This is a genomic window from Blautia sp. An81, assembly GCF_002161285.1.
Taxonomy (GTDB): domain Bacteria; phylum Bacillota; class Clostridia; order Lachnospirales; family Lachnospiraceae; genus Blautia; species Blautia ornithocaccae.
Genome location: NZ_NFHH01000043.1, coordinates 1 through 18,116 on the forward strand (window position 1 = coordinate 1; position 18,116 = coordinate 18,116).

Below are 18,116 nucleotides of genomic sequence, written 5' to 3' on the forward strand. Positions count from 1 at the left end.
CAAAACAGATCATGAATGCCTTCCGCAGGAGCGGTAAAAGTATGCAGGAGCTTATGACGTTTCTCGAAGTGTGAGGAGCGTCAGAAGACCTTTAGTGTAACTTTTTTGCAAAGTTAGCAAATACATACATGGCAACGCGACGGCAACTGAGGATCAGCAAGTCAGCGCACAATATGAAAATGAGATAAATGAAATCGGAAAGCTTATAAAACTTAAACAAATTTGTTTAAGTTTTGGAGAAAAGAACCGAGTTTGAATAATTCGAGCCGAGCTGTAGAGCCCTGTTCCACAGGGCTTTACAGCTCTTTTCCGATTTTATTGCATTACAGATTGCATTATTCCCATCAACTTTTGTGTGACAGAAAGATTATATCTTAAAAATAAAAGGCGCAGAGCCTTAACCGGGTCTGCGTCTTTTATGAAATATATTTTTATTAAAAGGAACTACATAGGTACACTCATAATTAATGGCAATAATCTCGCTTGAAACGAAAACAGAACCGTCACGAAGGAAACCTCTGGACTTGATCAGAAATGCAGGGGTGTTTTTCCGACAGTTTAGAATGTCCGCTTCCTCCCGTGTGAGCTGAGTGGAGCTGTAATTAGTCATAAAGTGAGAGATACGGTATCCTTCTTCCAGGGCAAAATTCTGGATAGAATCTTCTATTACTTCTGAAGTCATAACAGGAAAAAGAGTACAGGGAATATATCCAGTCTCAATTTGGGTCTTCTGATAATTTACGATTCGTATCCGGCAAAATTCCCATACCATCTCATTATCCTGCAGATTAAAAATTCTCTGCAATTTAGGTAGGGCAGGAACCTTTTTCAGATATAGCATCTGAGACTTCAGATCCTTGTAGGGGACCTGTGTGACAGAGTTAAACACAAGCGGATTGCCGGACATTTTTTCATTGATAAAAACGCCGTTTCCCTGCCGGGGAATCAGAAGGCCCATGCCGATCAACTGTTTTAATGCTTTTTGAATCGTATAACGAGAAACATTGTACAGCTCAGCAAGCTCCCGCTCAGGGGGAAGCTTGCCGCTGCTGTATCTTTTCTGATAGATTTTACTGATAAGATCTTCGACGATGAATTCTGTTTTCGGGGATGACATATTTTTCTCCTCGTCTGTGATATATGTTTAAGGGGTTACAAGTGTTCCGTCTGGAATCCGGCTCTGCGTCCATTCGTGAGCACGATAGGTACATGGATATTTTGCTGTTGCTTCTTCGAGAAAGTCGACTCCGATACCGGGGCGTTCAATTGGATAGAAAAATCCGTTTTCTGCTTCATTATATCCGGGGAACAGGCTTTTGGTATTTTCTTTTAGTTCAATATTTTCCTGGATGGCCGCATTGTGGAAATGGATGTTCAGGTGAGTGTTGACAGCCAACCCTACAGGTGTGATATCTGATGGCGTATGCCATGCAATCCTCACGCCAAATGCGTCACAGAGATGAGCAAGTTTAATTGCAGGCGTGATTCCGCCAAGCTGGGAAACATGGCAGCGGATATAGTCAATATAACGGTTCTGCACAAGAGGAAGCCATTCTTTCGGATTATTGAAGAGCTCTCCTGCAGCAATAGGTGTGGCACATTGGGAACGAAGCTGAGCAAGCCATTCATTGCAGTCCAGGGGCATGATATCCTCGATAAAATAAGGGTGGTACTGCTCTACTTCTTTGGCAAAGTTGATTGCCTGGATGGGAGTCAGCCTTTCATGGATGTCATGCAATATGTGGAAGGCATCGCCGTATTTTGCCCGGAGATCTTGGAACATACGCAGAGTGTTGCGGATATAATCGTCCTGATCAAAATAGGCTCCGGGGATCGGCTGCTTTGGAGTTCTCAGGTCGTCCGGATTCCCACCGTAAAATCCCAGCTGACAACGGATATGACGGTAGCCTTTTGAACGTATCTTTTCAATTTCTTTGTACAAGTCATCCATGGTATCTGCTACTGCGTGTGTGTAAGCAGGAACCGCAGTTCTGGCTCTTCCTCCCAGAAGTTGGTATAAAGGCATATCAGCCATTTTTCCTTTGATATCCCACAGCGCCATATCGATTCCTGAGATCGCATTATTGAGTACAGGGCCGTTGCGCCAGTAGGAATTGTAGAACATAAGGTACCAGAGATCCTCGATATTGTTTGCATCTTTCCCTATAAGAAGAGGCTTCATATATTCTTCTACGATTGTTTTGACAGCCAGCGGTCTGAACTGGAATGTTGCACATCCCAGACCATAAACGTTTTTGTCTGTGAAGACTTTAACTACAGTAAGATTATGTCGGTCCGGTCTGACTACATAACATTTGATATCTGTGATAATTACAGGTGTCATTTTTCTAATCTCCTTTATATGTCTGTTCTATCATATCAAGGTCAGCAGCTTTTTCATTACGTAATCATTACAACATATCTGAAATGAAAATACAACCGGTGTATTTTTTGGGCTTGGTTTTACGTAAAATTTCAGTCCAATTTTACAAATATATAACAGAAAAACACTGTAAAACAAAGGGATTCTGGCAATTTGAAATGCTGGATTGGACAGTTGCAAAATTAAATGTCCGATGATATTGTTTAGTCATCAAGGCTGCAGCAAACTTGAAGAACAAGCAGCGGAGAGGCGTCCCAAGGACCTGCTTCGCAGAAAGAATAGTGTCCAGTAAATACCCGTTAGGAGGGGGCAATAACAAATGGAAATAAAGGAAAGAATCAAACAGATCCTGCAATATGTAGGAGGAAAAGAAAATGTAAAAAATGCATGGCACTGTATCACGCGCCTGCGTTTTGAACTCAAAGACAAAGAGAAGATTGATGTTGAGGCAATCAAAAAGATGGACTGTGTACTTGGAACAGCGTTTGCAAAGGAGCAGTTCCAGATCGTGATCGGAGTCGGTGTTGAAAAATATTATGAAGAATTGGTAGAACAGCTCGGGATTGACGCAAATGCTCCGGTGGAAGCCGCTTTGGATGAAAAGAAAAAGGATTTTGTCACCTGGTTTATGGATGTAGTATCGGGTATCTTCGGGCCAGTGGTTCCCGCAATCGCAGGAGCGGGCATGATCAAAGGTCTTATGGGAGGACTGGTGGCCCTTGGTGTGATCACAAATACTACAGATACATATAAAGTAATCGACATGCTGGCCAGCGGTGTGTTTAATTTCCTTCCCTTTTTCCTTGCGGTATCTGCGGCGAAAAAGTTCCGTACCAGTGAGTATCTGGCTGTTGCTATAGCAGCGATCATCATGTATCCCACTATGATAGAGGCGGCCCAGGCGGGAGAAATCAGCGCATTCATGCTGTTTGGGATGATTCCGGTTCCGGTGTTTAATTATTCCAGTTCGGTAATTCCCATCATCTTTGGTGTATGGGGACTGAGTTATATCCATAAATGGGTGGATAAAATTATTCCTTCGGCGGCAAAAACAGTGGTTGTCCCCACAATCACTCTGTTTATAGCCGGACTGTTTACACTGCTGGTAGTAGGACCTGTCGGAATATACTGCGGTAAAGGCCTTGCATGGATTATAGGTTCTCTTTTCTCGGTATCACCTACTCTGGCCGGTATTGTTATGGGTGCGATCCGACCAATATCGATTCTTGTAGGAATGCATCATGCAATGACGCCAGTAGCACTGGAGAACTTTTCTACACTTGGCTATGATCAGCTGATGCCAATGATGTTTATTGCAAATCTTGCAATCGTGGGTGCAGTTGCCGCCTGCTATTTCAAGGCAGATACGCAGAGGGAAAAACAGATCGCGGGTTCCTCAGTCATCTCAGGAATCCTGGGTATTACAGAACCGGCACTTTTTGGCGTCCTGACAAAATATAAAAAGGCATTCATAGCCGCAACAGTTGCAAGTACAGTTGGAAGTGCTTTTATCGGAACCTTCGGAGTAAGATTGTTTGGCTATATCACATCCAGTATATTCAGTATCCCGGCATATATTGGCCCGTGGTTTGGATACGCAGCAATTGGCTGGGTTATGACACTTGCGATCTCCTTTGGGCTGGCATATGTACTGATCAGAAAGCCGGAAGATGAGAAAGAGGAGAAATCCCAAGTCAGAAAAGAGGCTGATGTCCAAGATGAGCAGAAGTCTCCATCTGAACTCAGTGCACCTGCAGCAGGAAAGGTGATTCCCATGCAGGAAATTCAGGATCCGGTGTTCTCAGAAGGTGCACTTGGAGAATGTATCGGTGTTGATCCCGTGGACGGGAAAATCGTTGCACCGGCAGACGGAAAGATCATGCATCTGGCGGATACCCTGCATGCAGTTGGAATCCAGGCGGGATCAGTAGAAATCCTGATTCATGTGGGCATTGATACGGTGGATATGAATGGAGAAGGGTTCCAGAGTAAAGTAAAGGAAGGGCAGAGTGTACAGAGAGGCCAGGAACTTCTTCATGTTGATCTTCAGAAGATTAAAGAGGCTGGACATCCTGCCACTGTCATTATGATCGTGACCAATACAGAAGACTTTCAGATAATTGAACCGGCTGCACACGGGAACATCAAGGCCGGGGAGCCCCTGATGAAGGTAAAGATGGGATAAAAAGCAGGAGATGTGGAGTGAGGAAATAAAGTATTTAAAGATGGATTCAAATGTACGTGTAATTGGAGTAAAAAAGAATGTGTATTTGCAAAAAACTTAAACAAATATATTTATAAAAACAAAGAATATGTCTAGAACGAATGACTAATGAGCCCCCTAAAATAAATATTTTTGTGGACTTTAAGATTTTAGAAATTTATTTTGATAACAATCTAATAATAGTATTTTTCGAGCATTCATTTTTCTATGAATTAGTGGTTTGCAGGTAATGTAAATCAAATAATAAAGGCTTAACTGAACGCATAAACTCAGTTAAGCCTTTACGCTGCTATGCTCTAATTAATTTTGAAAAATTAACTATACCTTATCGAACTTTGATGGATGATTGATGTAAATTCCCAGAATATTGCCAGCTATGTTTGTACAAGTTTGAAATTTTAAATTCAATATTTTATGGCTTCAATTAAGTACTTTGATAAGTACTTTGAAAGATAGAGTCAATTTGGGATATAATTACATATTTATTTGTTTTCAAGAGCTTTGATGTAGTGCATAAATTCCTTTTTGAAGTAAAATGCACGATTTTTATCTGAAACAATGCGACCATATTTTTTAGAATAAATTGGTGTATACGGTTTAGAATCTTTGGTGCGAATTTGAATGAACTTTCCATTTACGGTATGTAGCATTGCTGTACTGGAACTTGAAAGCTGTCTGTTCATTTCGTTGCAAATATGATAATAATCTTCTTCCAGCTGTTCGGCCAACTCTGCATATTTAGAGTTGGATAAATCTACTTCAATAGGAGGCAAGTACATCCATTTATCGGGTGAACCATCTTTACTGATAGGAACGTAGAGAAGATGATTCAGTTTTTTATAGAGTTTAGAGGTTCTGAAAGGATTTACATCTAATAAATCGTCTATTATAGAGGCTGTTTGTGTAATGAACATTGTTTCAAGGGGCTTTCCGGTATGGTCACATTTATTTGTTTTTAATTCTCCATCGACAAAATCTAATGTTCTATTAGAGAGAAGTAAGCCGATGGTTAATTCAAGGATTTGGCCGGTTCTGCCTTTATTCTTGATGATATTATTATAATCTTCAGGACTTAAATAATTTTTGAAAGGGACGTTAATTAATTCATTGATTTTATTCTTTGCTTCATTTATTGTCATTAAGAAAGTCCTCCTTGAAAAAGTTTGTAATTTCAATATTTAAGGCATTGGCAATTTCATTTAATACAGAGATTGAAAGGCTTTTATTACATCCATCAGCTTCAATTTTTGATAGATAACTGATGCTGATTCCTGATAGTTCTGCTAATTGTATTTGCGTAAGCTTAGAATTTTCACGATAATATTTTATATTCTTACCGATAACTCGGTATAAGTCAGAATCGTTGGCAAAGTACATGCGGATACTCCTTTCACTATATGTGAATATTATTGCATGGTATTAAAAGAAGATAAATTCACTTATAGTGAAAGAATAAAAAGATAGATTTTTGAAAGAAAATGAGTTATGATAGAAATATCAAATCAAAGGAGGAATGCTATATAGATTTACAACCAAATAATTTTCAGTTGGAACAAACCACTATCTGGTCATTTCCAGAAAGAGGAAGTTGGGCGACACATTCAGGGAAATATAGGGGGAATTGGACTCCGTATGTACCCAGAAATCTAATTTTAAGATATTCTAAACCAGGAGACTGGATCTTAGACCAATTCACAGGGAGTGGCACAACACTTGTTGAAGCGAAGCTACTCAATCGAAATGCGGTAGGTGTAGACATCAATCCGCAATCCGTTTCTAATTCAGAAAAAAACATTCAATTTGAAAGCAACTTAGTAACTAAAATCCTTGTACGAGAAGGTAATGCAACAAATCTTAATTTTATAAAAGATGAGAAAATAGACCTTATTTGTACGCATCCGCCATATGCTGATATTATTCGATATAGCAAAAGTATAGAAGGCGATATTTCCCATTTAAAAACGGAAGAATTTTTAGAGGCAATGAACAAAGTTGCTGAAGAATCTTTTAGAGTATTAAAAGAAGGGAAAATTTGTGCAGTAATGATGGGAGACATAAGAAAAAATGGAAAGGTTGTTCCGTTAGGCTTTCGCACAATGGAAGTTTTTTTAAATACAGGCTTTCAATCTAAAGAAATTATCATAAAAGAGCAATATAACTGCAAATCAACAGCATATTGGAAGAGTAAAAAAAATAAATTTTTATTGTTGGCACATGAGTATATTTTCGTATTTCAAAAGTAAAGGACATTCACATTGAGAGAAGGTTCCAGTTGTCAATTGGTTTGTTTCAAACTATAATATAGAAGTGCTATGTTTGCATAATAAGCTTATTGATATAGAAATGAGGAATAGATAATGAAAAATTCCAGTGTAACTCCATTTGTGAAATGGGCAGGTGGCAAACGCCAGTTGTTAACACAAATTAGAGAAAGAATGCCCGAAACGTACAACAACTATTTTGAACCTTTTGTTGGCGGCGGTGCGGTAGTGTTTGAATTATTGCCAGAGAAAGCTGTAATCAATGACATTAACAAAGCATTAATAAATGCATATAAACAAATTTGCGATGATCCAGAAAGTTTTATTAGTACAGTGACGCACCTGGACTCAGAAATGTGGGAAGATGGGAAAAAATATTATTATGCTCTAAGAGAGCGCTATAATGACAAATTAATGAAAGATGAATTTGATATAGAATTGGCAGCATTATTTGTATTTATAAATAAACATTGTTTTAATGGTTTATATAGGGTTAATGGAAAAGGTTTATTCAATGTTCCATACAATAATAGTAGGAAGCAGTCTATTGATGTTGACTCTATTCGAGCAGCATCAGAATATTTGAAGCATGTAACGATTTTGGAAGGTGACTTCCAGACTGCATGTGAAAATGCTAAAGCAGGTGACTTTATATTCATTGATAGTCCGTATGCTCCGTTAAATCCAACTTCATTTGAAGCTTATACAAAAGAAGGATTTGATATAGAGAGTCATAAAAGACTTGCGGATTTATATGATGAATTAACGGCAAGAGGGTGCTACTGTATGCTAACAAACCATAATACAGAGCTTATTAATGAGTTATATGGTAATAAAGGATATCGAATTGATGTGGTAAGTGTAAAACGCCTAATAAATTCTGATGCTTCTAAGCGAGTGGGGGAAGAGGTTATTATTTGCAACTATTAAGGATGGTGTGATGTAATGAAAGAGTTGGCGGCAAAAACAGTATCTTATTATTATGAATCTGACAATGCCTGCATCATATTAGGGGACTCATTTAAAATTTTACGGAAGCTCAAAGCAGAGAGCATAGATATGATTTTTGCAGATCCGCCGTATTTTTTGAGTAATGATGGTATAACATGTCAAGGGGGGAGGATGGTATCTGTCAATAAAGCTTCATGGGATAAAATTGAATTTAGCAAACAAACTTCTTTTGCAGAAAAACATGCATTTAACAGAAAATGGATTAGAATGTGTAAGAGAGTACTTAAACGGGATGGAAGTATGTGGATTTCTGGTACTCTACATAATATTTATTCGATTGGGATGGCATTAGAGCAGGAAGGGTTTAAAATTATTAATAACATTACATGGCAAAAGACAAATCCACCGCCAAATTTAGCGTGTCGATGCTTTACTCATTCAACAGAGACCATTTTATGGGCACAAAAGAATGATAAGAAAGCTCGGCACTTTTTTAATTATCAGATTATGAAAGATATGAATGGCGGTAAGCAGATGAAAGATGTCTGGACAGGAAGTTTAACGAAACCATCTGAAAAAAAGGAAGGAAAGCATCCAACTCAGAAGCCGGAATATTTGTTGGAAAGGATTGTTTTGGCTTCGACAGAGGAGGGACAAGTTATATTAGACCCATTTTGTGGCTCCGGTACAACAGGAGTTGCTGCATTGCGTTATGGAAGAAAATTTATAGGTATTGACAATTGCGAAGAATATTTACAGATTACGCAACGGAGATTGGAGAAAATACATAATGAAAGAAAGAGATTTTGATATATGGTTAAGCAAATTCAGAGCAAGTATCGCTACATATGATTACTATATTGACTTTGAAAAAGTTTATAGAAATGTTGACGAAATTAAAATTGAACTGAACATACTTAATTCGCTGATTGGAAGCAAGAATATTAAAGAGGATTTTATCAAAGTATTAAAAAAATATCCAGAAACATTAAAAGTGATTCCAATATTATTGGCGAAGAGAGAAAATGAGATTTATTGCCAAGATGAAAACGGGGGTTATCTATACCGGTTTAAAGTTGAAAAATATCCACCGAATAGTCATTTGTTCTATGAGAGATGTTGCTATTTTATGGAACAAACAGGGCTGTTTGACTTATTGCAGAACCATCTTATTAACAATTTAGTTGACTATGTAACTGGCGTTGAAACTGGTCTTGACTCAAATGGACGAAAAAATCGAGGAGGACATTTGATGGAAGACTTGGTTGAAAAATATATACAGAAAGCTGGTTTTATGAAAGATGTTAATTATTTCAAGGAAATGTACCTGGTAGACATTGAAAAGAGATGGAACAAGGATTTATCGGCGCTATCCAATCAAGGAAAGGCAGCAAAACGTTTTGACTTTGTGGTTAAGACAGCAAGCACTATATATGCTATTGAAACAAATTTCTACACGGGTGGTGGTTCAAAATTAAATGAAACTGCTCGCAGTTATAAAATGTTATCGAAAGAGGCTGAAACGGTAGAAGGGGTTGAATTTGTTTGGTTTACAGATGGAATTGGCTGGAAAAGTGCAAGAGGAAACTTAAGGGAGACCTTTGAAGTAATGGAACACATTTATAGCATTGATGATATGGAAAATAAAGTGATGCAAGAAATATTTAAGTAATAGATGGTTACAGAAGCTGGTGAAAAGCCGTATGATGTAGCCTTATAGTATACAGATGAGGGTAGAAATATGAGATTAGGTTGACGCCAAAATATATCAATACATATTAAGCACAATAGAGGAATATTTATATGGGAAATATTTCAGGAAAACAGGTTAAGGAGAGTATAAGTCTACATTCAACTAATCATATGAGAGCTCATAAAGGTAAAAGGAGACAGAGAATGAAGGACGAAAAACTACAAGGAAATGAGAAGATAGAGGCGGCTATTGAAGGCCTTAAGAAGGAACCCACCCAGGAGATGCTTGCCCATACTCTGACGGTGATCCGCCGCCGGATGAAAGAGGAGGGTGAACTGATTGTTGCTGTAGAGCCTGGGACGGGAGATTCCCAGCTAAGGATTCATGGGATTCAGCTGGAGAATGGAAGCATCTGGTGGATGGCATTTACCAGTTTTGAAGAGGAGATGAAAGGGGCAGATAAGGTTATGTCTGCTTTTATGGGAAATATGAGGCAGCTTTTTGAAACAGTCTTAAAAACAGAAGGGGTGAAAGGGATCATCGTGAATCCCTGGAACCGGACCATTATGCTGGATAAAAATCTGATCCGCATTATTTTAGGTATGACGGCATAAAATGCAGCCTAAACTTTAACTGTATAAAAAATTTTCATGGAATTCTATCCGCAGATTGCTTAAAGAAAAAGAGAATGATTAGCGACATTTTTCGGCTTTCTTATTATATAATTCTGGGAAAATAAGCAAAGGAGGAAAATAATGAGCAAAGCTGAGAAAATAGGCGAAATCATCAAGAAAATGAGAAAGCTCAGGGGAATGTCTGTGAAAGAGCTGGCGGGTATATTAAAGTGCTCTAAAGAGATAATCCGGCTTTGGGAACATGGCAAAAGGAAACCTAATAAGCAGCATACTTTAGAGTTATATAGACTATTAGGTGCTACGCCGGGAGAAGGCACTATAAACAAAGAAATGGGTAGAATCTGCAGTGCAGGATTGCTGATCAATACAAGCAAGCAGTTAACGGTTTACAAAAAGAGAAACCAAATCCATCTGAAGAAGGAATTGTTACACCAGTTAAAACATTCTGTGGAGATTTCTACTCATCCGGAGAATCCCAGGGAACTTTTGATAAAAGAAAAGGAAGACGGCGTACGAAGAGCAGACTATTATTCTGCAGAACTTGTTCGAAAAATAGCAAAGGAAGTTGGAATGGATGAAAATATGCGGTTCCTATGCCTGTGGGACGAAGAAGAACAGGGATGGAGAGGCGTGCTTCTGCCTGAAATGAAAGAGTCATTTTTGTGAGAAAACATTAGGCTCTGTCCTGAAAACATAGAAGAAAATACTGCTTGGAAGCCAGAAATCTTTAATGCCCTTTACCGAAGACATTGGAATTGGGCAGAGAGGGAAGAGATAGAAACTGTTTATAAATTAGCCTATCGTATGGTGATTTGTTCGAGTATATTTGGAGAAAGTAAAATTTGGTATTTGACGCTCATGTATTCTTCTGTATTGCTGGATGAAATGAGCGCAATACAGAGAAGATGCAGAAGGGCAGAATCTTCCCTGTCTTTAGATCGGCCTATAGGGAAAGAAAGCAATCATACTTTACAGGAATTTTTCCCGGGAGGTGATATTCCTTATACGAGATTTGAAATTACGGAGTTTATGAAGAAACTTACTGAATTGGAAAGGATTGTTTTACGATGGTTATTACAGGAAAGAGACCCGACGAAAAATATCAATTTTGGGATCTGCCTGAAAACATTGATACAGAAAACGATTTTAAGCTTACAGCAGAAAACATATGAATATTATGGTGAAGACTATATTCGCAGCATCTTGCTCATGAGTAACTAAAACAAAATTTGAATTATAGACTGAAATTATTTTTGTACAGAGGAGAAACAAATGAAGTTAGATAAAGATTTTGTGTGGGAAGGCGAATATGGAAGAAGGGAACATCTTTGCCAGGTATTTAAGGAGCTTTTGCGGAAACAGAAAGCGAATGCTCTACAGATGCTGGCGCTTTTTGTTAATAATGTCCCTTATAATTTGGAGTTTTTTATATGTGTAAGCTATGATCGCCCTGAAAAAGATGATATGAATGAGATGAAGGCAATGTTTGAAGATGCAGGGTTGCGTTATCGTCAGGACCTAACGATCCGAGATTTAATGTTAGAGATGGGGAAACGAAGATTTAATAGCTTTACTATAGCGGAAGAAGACCAGGTGGATTTAGTATTGAGAAACGCGTTTGCTTTTGCAGAGATTCACGAACTTGAAGAAAAGGGATACATTATGAGTCCTTTTGGGAAAGATAGACAGGTTTTTATAAGCCATAGTTCCAAAGATAAAGAGCAGGTTGAAAAGCTGATTCCAGATTTAAATGCAGCAGGATTGCCGGTCTGGTTTGATAAATATAGTATTCATATTGGAGACTCTATAGTTAATAAAGTTCAGGAGGGACTTGAGGAAGCTGAGAGTATCATATTTTGGATCACAAACAACTTTTTGGAATCTAAATGGTGTAAATATGAAATGAGTGCGTTTATTAAAAAACTTATAGAAGAAGACGCACTTATTATCAGCATTTTGGATAAGGATATCAGTATTTCACAATTGCCTTTATTCCTACAGGATATTAAGGTACTTTATAACAATGGACAGGGATATGAAGTTTTATCCAGAGAAATTATTACCACCATTAAAGATAAAGATGAGTTATGATAGTGCAGATTATAATAATCAGCGAAACCATATTCGAATTATGAAAGACAAGATTTCATTATGAGAAGTGGAGACAATAGATACTTATGTGGATAGAGAGGCATGCTGACAGCGGAAATTGTGGAAAAGTGATGTGGCAGCAAAAATTGATTTAGATTAAAGGAGCATAGAGATAATGGGAAAAAAGATTGCAGTGATATTTCCAGGAGTAGGCTATCATGTGGATAAGCCCCTTTTATACTACAGCAGGAAACTGGCGGGACAGTATGGATATGAAATTGTCTGTGCAGATTATGGGGTACTGCCCTCTGGCATTAAGGGCGATGGGAAGAAGATGTATGCTGCCTATGAGCAGGCTCTTGCTTATGTAACGGAAGGATTGTCGGATATAGATTTTCATGCTTATGACCATGTTTTATTTATTTCAAAAAGTATTGGAACAGCAGTGGCAGCTTCTTATGATGTCAAATATGGGATAGGCGCAGGGCATATTTATTATACTCCGGTAGAAGCTTCTTTCCAGGCAATCGGCACAGAGGGAATTGTTTTTCACGGGACAGGAGACGACTGGGCTAAGACAGAAGTTATTTCCGCAGAATGTGAGAAAAGAGGACTGCCTTTGCATCTGACAGAGCATGCCAATCATTCCATGGAGACGGGGGATGCACTGCAGGATCTGGAGATTTTAAAAACCATCATGGAAAAGACAGAACAGTATATCAAGGAATTTTCCGGAAGATGATTTTATACAGAACGGAGAAAAGCAGGATAAAATTGTTGCTAAAAAGTAATTGACGCTTGTAAGGAGGAATAAGGGATAATGTGTAATAAAAAGGAATGTGGACAGGCAAAGGAGAAGTTGTATGAACGTTTTGAGTTCCGGTATATTCGTCCGGAGGAGGCAGATCAGGCTGCCAGGATCGAGCAGGTCTGTTTTCCGCCAAATGAAGCATGTACGGAGAAAATGATGAAAGACCGGGCGGCGGCAGTTCCGGAGCTGTTTCTGGTAGCAGTTGACCGGCAGAATGGACAGCTTGGGGGATTTTTATGCGGGCTGGCCACAGATGAATCCAGGTTTCGGGATGAATTTTTCTATGACAATACTTTGTACCGGCCCCAGGGAAAAAACGTGATTCTCCTTGGACTGGACGTCCTTCCGGAATACCGGGGCCAGGGTTTGGCAAGAGAGCTGATGCATGTCTATCTTCAAAGGGAAAAAGAACGGGGAAGAAAGATGGCGGTCCTCACCTGCCTGGAGGATAAGATCCCAATGTATGAAAAAATGGGATTTACCAATCATGGCCTGTCCCAGTCCACCTGGGGAGGCGTACCGTGGTATGAAATGAGCTGTGCGCTGGATATCTGATTACTAAGAAAACAACTGCCCAAATTTTCAATGCTTACATACATTATAAAGAACAGTAAAATAACAGGATGTATAAGCATGAAAAAATATATTACAACCTCATTAGAAACCCATTTGTTTTTTGGAAGGATTATGAAGGAGCATGCTTTGTTCCTTCAGGCAGGCTTTCCGGCAGGAGAAATGGCGTATATAAATAAGGCGAACTGGTACCGCACAGAATTTGAAAAAGTACTGTGGCAGACAGTTCGCCTTGCTGATGGAACGGTAGGCAAAGATGTGCTGTGTTCCGGAGAAGTGTTTACAGAGTTTACAGTAATGGCGGAACAGCAGACTGGAAGGCTTACAAAGATTCCCATTGATTTTCGGATCACCCAGGCAGAGAAGAAACTCCAGGCAGGCTGTGGAGAATGTGGAGACGGAAGAATGGCTCTGCAGATCCGGCAGTTAAACCAGCGAGTCCTGGGTTTGCTGAGGGGCCTGATCATGTTTAAAGAGCAGATATTGCAGCAGGTTACTTCATGCAGGTTGTTCACTGCTAATTATCCGCTGTTGATAGAGCATATTATCCGGGAGGCAAAATTATACCAGCAGATTATCACAACGCTGGAGAAGAACCAGTGCATTTCTTCAGAAAATATGCTTAAGACAGAACAGTTCTGGAACCAGATCATGATGGAGCATGCCCTGTTTATACGCGGCCTCCTTGATCCCACAGAATGTGAGTTGGTGGAAACGGCAGACAAATTTGCCGGGGATTACTGCCGGCTGCTGGAGGAAGCCAGACAGCAGGACTGCAGAGCCATGAACGGACTTACAAGAAAAACATTGGAAACTACGAAGAAATATTGTGATTTTAAGGCTGCAGGCACAAAAGGGATTACGGGATGTGACATACGCTCTATTATTCTTCCTCTGCTGGCGGATCATGTGCTTCGGGAGGCAAATCATTATCTTCGGATTCTGAAACAGGAAGGGGAATAAACAATGCAGTTGTGCCAATATCCCAGTCAAAGCAGAATCCGCCGCTTTACACTGGAAGCCATACAGATTCCTATTGTATATAACCAGTACGGAGACCCGGCGCCACCAATCCTCAGGGCATATGTGGGAGACCCGGCAAAAATCCGTCTGGTTCACGGAGGGATTAAGGAAACCCATGTGTTCCACCTTCACAATCATCAGTGGCGGCTGGAAGGGGGAAATCCTGTTTCTACGATTATTGACTCTATTACCATAAGTCCTCAGGAATGCTATACACTGGATATTTTGTATGGAGCGGGGAGCAGAAACCGGGTAATCGGAGATGTGATTTTTCACTGCCATCTGTATCCCCATTTTCATGAAGGAATGTGGACCCTATGGAGGATTTATGACCGCCTTGAGGATGGAAAAGGGAAGCTGCCGGACGGAAGTCCCATACCGCTCTTCTGCCCTTAAAAGACCGGGAACAGCCTCCTAAAAAAGATAAGCTTCATCCGGGATATCCTAACTTTATTTTTGGAGAACCGGGAAAACCGCCCCGTCAGCCTCCATGTGGAGTACTGGATGTAAAAGGCAATCCGGTGGTATGTCCCACTCCTCTGGAAGAAGCAAATTTTGTGGAAAATCCGGCTCCCGGGGCCCTGTATACAGATACCTGCCCCTGTCATACAGCAGGAAAATGTTCAAAATGCGATAATGACAAAAAGTATACTGAGTTGGAAGAAACATGGGATGACAGCCGGAAGCTTTCTGAAACTGACGAAAAAAGCAAAGATGTCAGAGAGCCTTCAGAAGATGAAAAAGAGAATAAGGAGTGCAGAAAGGCCGTAGATGCTGAAGAAGAGAAGAAAGACAGCAGAGAGCCGGCCCGGACTGAAGATGGGCATGGAAATTGCAGAAAATGCCGGGGAATAGAGAAGACCTGTGAAAAGGTGAAAGTTTTCGAGATAGCTCTGGTACAGGCGAAACTTACCTACAACAAATATGGATGGCATGATCCGGAAGGACGGTTCTTTGTTTTAAAGGAGGAGCTGGAGCGATGGGGCGGTCTGGAATCTTATATCCGTTTGGTGGAGGACGAAAAGATCAGAGTAGAGCCCCTGGTAATACGTGCCAATGCAGGAGACTGTATTGAGCTGCGTACCACGAATCTGCTACCGGAATATCTGGAAGCAAATGCCTTCCAGCTCAGGACCAGAACAGATATTGTGGGACATCATGTGCACCTGGTTAAGTTTGACACTATTACCTCCGATGGAGCAGCCAACGGATGGAACAATATTGCAGGAGCCAGGAAATACGAAACGCTGGTAGAACGTTTTTTTGCAGACGAAGAACTGCGGACCGTATTTTTCCATGACCATTTATTTGCAAATGCCCATCAATTTCACGGGGTGTTTGGAGCACTGGTCATCGAGGAGGCAGGGGCGACTTTCCATGATATACGCAGCGGAGAAGAACTTCGTTTTGGAACAAAGGCAGTGATCCGAAGGAGAGACGGAACCTCCTTCCGGGAATTTGCACTTTTTGTCCATGATTTTGCAAATCTGTTTGACAAGGACGGGAAGCCCCTGAATCCTCCGGCTGTTCCAGGGGGCCATGACGATCCCGGAGTCATGGGAATCAACTACCGCTCAGAGCCTATGAGGGAAAGATTGAAGAAGCATGAGGATCCTGCCTATATTTTCAGTTCCTATGTCCATGGAGATCCGGCCACCCCTGTTCTGGAAACCTATCCGGGGGATGAACTGATGATCCGGCTCATAGATGGAGCCCATGAGGAACAGCATGTATTTAATATTACCGGAATATCCTGGAGAAAAGAACTGGCAGATGAACGGTCCCCATTGGCTGCTTCCCAGACCGTCGGAGTCTCAGAGGCATTCAACCTTAACATCAAAGACCCCTATCAGCCGGGAGATTATCTGTACTATTTTGGCGGCATAGATGATGCATGGCTGGGGCTTTGGGGAATTATCCGGGCTTATGACAGATATCAGGAATGTCTGAAGCCTCTCTGCAAGGGAAAAGACAGGATCATGCCCCTGCCGCCCTGCCCTGGCAAGGACGACGTGGTAAGACATTATGAAGTGGCTGCTGTTCAGACAAAGCTGGTCTATAACAGCTATGGAGACAACGATCCAGATGGACTGATTTTTGTTCCCCTGGAAGATGTGGACCTTGTATTAGCCGGGAAGTATACTCCAAAACCGCTGATACTGCGGGCAAATGTTGGAGAGTGGCTGGAGGTTATTCTTCACAATTGCTGGGATCCCGACCATCCGGTTCCTTATTTTGATTATCCCACTGTACCTCTTGAGATGAAGCATAAGCCCTCAAACAGAGTTTCCCTGAACCCACAGTTTCTGCAGTACGATCCGGTCAGCGATTCTGGGATAAACGTGGGATATAATCCAAAAGAACAGACGGTGGGAATCGGCGAGAGCAAGCGTTATCTCTGGAAGGCAGACCGTGAATATGGAACCTGTATCCTGCAGTCTTTTGGAGATATGCGGAATCACAGGTATCATGGATTATTCGGAACAGTCATCGTAGAACCTGCAGAAGCCCAGTGGTATGAGAATTTTACCAAAAAGAAGAATCCTTTTGCAGAGCAGGCGGTGATAACAGCACCGGGAACCGAAACTTTTCGGGAATATGTACTGTTTATCCAGAATGGCATCCGGCTTTTGGACGCCCAGGGAAATCTGGTCCAGACAGCAGCAGGGCACAATAGGGAGCCGGTGGAACCGGAAGACACAGGGGAAAAAGGATACAATTACCGGTCAGAGAGGTTTGCCAACAGGCTTTCCCGTGATCCCCGGGTGTGGAAAGTGTTCAGCAGTAAAATTCACGGGGATCCGGCTACACCGGTATATAAGGCGTATTCCGGAGACCGGGTGATCTTCCGGACCATGATGCCGGCAGATAAGCCAAGAAATGTATCCCTGACTATTCATGGGCATTTGTGGAGGGAACAGCCGAAAGACGATCTGTCCAGAGAAATCCCCCTTCAGGGAGGAATCAGTATCGGGAACCGTTTTGACATGGAACTGAAAGACGGGGCCGCCTGCCCCGGTGATTATCTGTATCGTTCAGGAAGTTTCGGATGGGACGTTGAATCGGGAATGTGGGGGATCTTTCGAGTGATGAAACATTCCCTTCGGTGCAGATGTAAGGAAATGTGCGGAAGGATATTCAGAGGCAGAAAGTAAAGAATACAATAGAAATTTAGAATTGCTCCGGGATGAGAAATGTATGGGAGGAAGAGTTCTCATCCTGGAGCATTGGCAGAAAATATATCTTCGGCGATTTTACTAATTGCAGAATGGGTTCGCATATGGTATGGTAAAGATACACTTCAAGAGCCGATTGGCCAAGATTTCCCCTAAAATTTAAATTGAATATTTCACTAGTGTGCTGACTTGATGATATTTAACTAAATATTCTGGTAATCACAGCTGTTCTGATGTATAATCAAAAAAAAAACGGCGGTGATTCCTATGGCAAGACCAAAAAAATACAACATCC

At 40.8% G+C, this 18,116-nt stretch carries 17 protein-coding genes; 13 read left to right on the plus strand and 4 right to left on the minus strand.

The features are described from left to right. Positions 1–397 precede the first annotated feature (397 nt). Both B5G33_RS19930 and B5G33_RS19935 read right to left on the minus strand, forming a co-directional pair. Positions 398–1,117, minus strand: coding sequence for a GntR family transcriptional regulator (locus B5G33_RS19930; RefSeq protein ID WP_087418875.1), 720 nt, complete (start codon positions 1,115–1,117; stop codon positions 398–400). 27 nt (positions 1,118–1,144) lie between these two features. Then, the gene (locus tag B5G33_RS19935) at positions 1,145–2,344 is read right to left on the minus strand and encodes an enolase C-terminal domain-like protein (protein ID WP_087272405.1); all 1,200 of its coding nucleotides are present in this window, start codon (positions 2,342–2,344) and stop codon (positions 1,145–1,147) included. A gap of 358 nt (positions 2,345–2,702) precedes the next feature. On the opposite strand from B5G33_RS19935, the gene B5G33_RS19940 reads away from it, so the two are divergent. Next, a complete protein-coding gene (locus B5G33_RS19940; protein ID WP_087418876.1) occupies positions 2,703–4,568 on the plus strand; it encodes a beta-glucoside-specific PTS transporter subunit IIABC in 1,866 nt (621 codons plus the stop codon). Between the two features lie 521 nt (positions 4,569–5,089). Here the strand turns inward: B5G33_RS19940 and B5G33_RS19945 are convergent. Both B5G33_RS19945 and B5G33_RS19950 read right to left on the minus strand, forming a co-directional pair. Beyond that, positions 5,090–5,746, minus strand: a complete 657-nt coding sequence (locus B5G33_RS19945; protein WP_087272410.1) for a MutH/Sau3AI family endonuclease — start codon at positions 5,744–5,746, stop codon at positions 5,090–5,092. After that, a complete protein-coding gene (locus tag B5G33_RS19950) occupies positions 5,733–5,984 on the minus strand; it encodes a helix-turn-helix domain-containing protein (protein WP_087272413.1) in 252 nt (83 codons plus the stop codon). The genes B5G33_RS19945 and B5G33_RS19950 overlap by 14 nt, the downstream gene beginning before the upstream one ends. Positions 5,985–6,085: 101 nt before the next feature. Here B5G33_RS19950 and B5G33_RS19955 point away from each other — a divergent pair, with 101 nt between their 5' ends. The 12 genes from B5G33_RS19955 (at position 6,086) to B5G33_RS20015 (ending at position 17,800) form a co-directional block, all read left to right on the plus strand. Next, positions 6,086–6,850, plus strand: coding sequence for a TRM11 family SAM-dependent methyltransferase (locus B5G33_RS19955; RefSeq protein ID WP_087418877.1), 765 nt, complete (start codon positions 6,086–6,088; stop codon positions 6,848–6,850). Between the two features lie 114 nt (positions 6,851–6,964). Continuing rightward, on the plus strand, positions 6,965–7,798 hold the full coding sequence (locus B5G33_RS19960; RefSeq protein ID WP_087272419.1) for a DNA adenine methylase: 834 nt from the start codon (positions 6,965–6,967) through the stop codon (positions 7,796–7,798). Positions 7,799–7,813: 15 nt separating this feature from the next. Further along, complete coding sequence (locus B5G33_RS19965; RefSeq protein ID WP_087272422.1) at positions 7,814–8,629, plus strand: DNA-methyltransferase; 816 nt, start codon at positions 7,814–7,816, stop codon at positions 8,627–8,629. Continuing rightward, positions 8,610–9,491, plus strand: a complete 882-nt coding sequence (locus tag B5G33_RS19970; RefSeq protein WP_087418878.1) for a type II restriction endonuclease — start codon at positions 8,610–8,612, stop codon at positions 9,489–9,491. The genes B5G33_RS19965 and B5G33_RS19970 overlap by 20 nt, the downstream gene beginning before the upstream one ends. 224 nt (positions 9,492–9,715) lie before the next feature. Further along, on the plus strand, positions 9,716–10,126 hold the full coding sequence (locus B5G33_RS19975; RefSeq protein WP_087272427.1) for an SseB family protein: 411 nt from the start codon (positions 9,716–9,718) through the stop codon (positions 10,124–10,126). A 141-nt stretch (positions 10,127–10,267) separates the two neighbouring features. Then, a complete protein-coding gene (locus B5G33_RS19980; RefSeq protein ID WP_087418879.1) occupies positions 10,268–10,813 on the plus strand; it encodes a helix-turn-helix domain-containing protein in 546 nt (181 codons plus the stop codon). 606 nt (positions 10,814–11,419) lie between these two features. Next, on the plus strand, positions 11,420–12,238 hold the full coding sequence (locus B5G33_RS19990; protein WP_087418881.1) for a toll/interleukin-1 receptor domain-containing protein: 819 nt from the start codon (positions 11,420–11,422) through the stop codon (positions 12,236–12,238). A 175-nt stretch (positions 12,239–12,413) separates the two neighbouring features. Next, the gene (locus B5G33_RS19995) at positions 12,414–12,980 is read left to right on the plus strand and encodes a hypothetical protein (RefSeq protein ID WP_087272433.1); all 567 of its coding nucleotides are present in this window, start codon (positions 12,414–12,416) and stop codon (positions 12,978–12,980) included. A gap of 78 nt (positions 12,981–13,058) precedes the next feature. Continuing rightward, the gene (locus B5G33_RS20000) at positions 13,059–13,604 is read left to right on the plus strand and encodes a GNAT family N-acetyltransferase (protein WP_204247443.1); all 546 of its coding nucleotides are present in this window, start codon (positions 13,059–13,061) and stop codon (positions 13,602–13,604) included. A 78-nt stretch (positions 13,605–13,682) separates the two neighbouring features. Then, entirely contained in the window at positions 13,683–14,585 is a 903-nt protein-coding gene (locus B5G33_RS20005) for a DUF2935 domain-containing protein (RefSeq protein ID WP_087418882.1), read from the plus strand. A 3-nt stretch (positions 14,586–14,588) separates the two neighbouring features. Continuing rightward, complete coding sequence (locus B5G33_RS22495) at positions 14,589–15,041, plus strand: hypothetical protein (protein WP_087418883.1); 453 nt, start codon at positions 14,589–14,591, stop codon at positions 15,039–15,041. Between the two features lie 161 nt (positions 15,042–15,202). Further along, positions 15,203–17,800, plus strand: a complete 2,598-nt coding sequence (locus B5G33_RS20015; protein WP_330396752.1) for a hypothetical protein — start codon at positions 15,203–15,205, stop codon at positions 17,798–17,800. The last annotated feature ends 316 nt before the right edge of the window (positions 17,801–18,116 follow it).

What these genes read in the sequence shown, in the direction of transcription:
- B5G33_RS20005 (WP_087418882.1), top strand. Translation starts at nt 13,683, where the DNA reads ATGAAAAAATATATTACAACCTCATTAGAAACCCATTTGTTTTTTGGA.
- B5G33_RS19965 (WP_087272422.1), top strand. Translation starts at nt 7,814, where the DNA reads ATGAAAGAGTTGGCGGCAAAAACAGTATCTTATTATTATGAATCTGAC.
- B5G33_RS19990 (WP_087418881.1), top strand. Translation starts at nt 11,420, where the DNA reads ATGAAGTTAGATAAAGATTTTGTGTGGGAAGGCGAATATGGAAGAAGG.
- B5G33_RS19980 (WP_087418879.1), top strand. Translation starts at nt 10,268, where the DNA reads ATGAGCAAAGCTGAGAAAATAGGCGAAATCATCAAGAAAATGAGAAAG.
- B5G33_RS19960 (WP_087272419.1), top strand. Translation starts at nt 6,965, where the DNA reads ATGAAAAATTCCAGTGTAACTCCATTTGTGAAATGGGCAGGTGGCAAA.
- B5G33_RS19945 (WP_087272410.1), bottom strand. Translation starts at nt 5,746, where the DNA reads ATGACAATAAATGAAGCAAAGAATAAAATCAATGAATTAATTAACGTC.
- B5G33_RS19935 (WP_087272405.1), bottom strand. Translation starts at nt 2,344, where the DNA reads ATGACACCTGTAATTATCACAGATATCAAATGTTATGTAGTCAGACCG.
- B5G33_RS19995 (WP_087272433.1), top strand. Translation starts at nt 12,414, where the DNA reads ATGGGAAAAAAGATTGCAGTGATATTTCCAGGAGTAGGCTATCATGTG.
- B5G33_RS19975 (WP_087272427.1), top strand. Translation starts at nt 9,716, where the DNA reads ATGAAGGACGAAAAACTACAAGGAAATGAGAAGATAGAGGCGGCTATT.
- B5G33_RS22495 (WP_087418883.1), top strand. Translation starts at nt 14,589, where the DNA reads ATGCAGTTGTGCCAATATCCCAGTCAAAGCAGAATCCGCCGCTTTACA.
- B5G33_RS19940 (WP_087418876.1), top strand. Translation starts at nt 2,703, where the DNA reads ATGGAAATAAAGGAAAGAATCAAACAGATCCTGCAATATGTAGGAGGA.
- B5G33_RS19930 (WP_087418875.1), bottom strand. Translation starts at nt 1,117, where the DNA reads ATGTCATCCCCGAAAACAGAATTCATCGTCGAAGATCTTATCAGTAAA.
- B5G33_RS19955 (WP_087418877.1), top strand. Translation starts at nt 6,086, where the DNA reads ATGAGTTATGATAGAAATATCAAATCAAAGGAGGAATGCTATATAGAT.
- B5G33_RS20000 (WP_204247443.1), top strand. Translation starts at nt 13,059, where the DNA reads ATGTGTAATAAAAAGGAATGTGGACAGGCAAAGGAGAAGTTGTATGAA.
- B5G33_RS19950 (WP_087272413.1), bottom strand. Translation starts at nt 5,984, where the DNA reads ATGTACTTTGCCAACGATTCTGACTTATACCGAGTTATCGGTAAGAAT.
- B5G33_RS19970 (WP_087418878.1), top strand. Translation starts at nt 8,610, where the DNA reads ATGAAAGAAAGAGATTTTGATATATGGTTAAGCAAATTCAGAGCAAGT.